At 25.6% G+C, this 781-nt stretch carries 1 protein-coding gene; it reads right to left on the bottom strand.

Annotation, left to right across the window (positions count from 1 at the left end):
* Positions 1 to 781, bottom strand: a 781-nt coding sequence (locus D9R21_RS07855) for a hypothetical protein (protein ID WP_158614017.1), incomplete at both ends; no start/stop codon positions are given.

The following is a 781-nucleotide window of genomic DNA, read 5'->3' as shown; positions in this document are numbered from 1 at the left end:
TCGTACATTAGGATTTGTTTCAATGGGCATTGATAATAAAGGTACTAAACTAGCATTTTCAACTATAGATTGTGGATAAGAATAAACACCATTAACATTACCTCAACATTTAATATTTCCAAATAACATTGATTTAGGATACTTAATTTCAATTCCAGTAAATACAGCATCTTCAGGCAATGATTTTTGTAAAACTAAATGAATATTATTTTGATTTTCTCATTTAAAATCAGTTATTTTAACTAAATGCGCATATTTAATAATATTAACCCCATCTGGTGAATAAGGGCGTTTGTATTCTTCAATGATACAACATTCATTTTTATTGTCTTCACTAATTGGTTCATTAATAGATACTATTTTTAAGTCGTAGGATTCTAAAAATTCTTTGTCTTGTTTTGGGATATTATTAATTAAAATATCTTTTTCATCAATCATTACATAACTTGTACTATTATCTTGGATTGTTGTGTTTTGTTGAATTTGTAACTTAAAATTAAAGTCACTAATTTCATAACCAACAATTTTAATATATTCATCTTTATCAATAAAACCGATTTTAACGCTATTTTGAGAGTAGTTTAAGGTAGTTTTTTGTTTTGTCTTAACAAGATTATTAATTTTATAAATATATAAGGTTCTTGCACGATCTTCTGTAAATAATTGTTCTAAATCGGGGTCGCTATATTGTGATTGATTAGCAAAGTCTAATGGAATACTATCAATTGAATAATCAATTGGTTCATCATTTTCTGCTAATTGTGCTAACATTTTTTCAGAT

The sequence above is a fragment of the Spiroplasma endosymbiont of Megaselia nigra genome, assembly GCF_003987485.1.
Taxonomy (GTDB): domain Bacteria; phylum Bacillota_I; class Bacilli_A; order Mycoplasmatales; family Mycoplasmataceae; genus Spiroplasma.
This window is presented reverse-complemented; position numbering and strand designations above follow the sequence as displayed.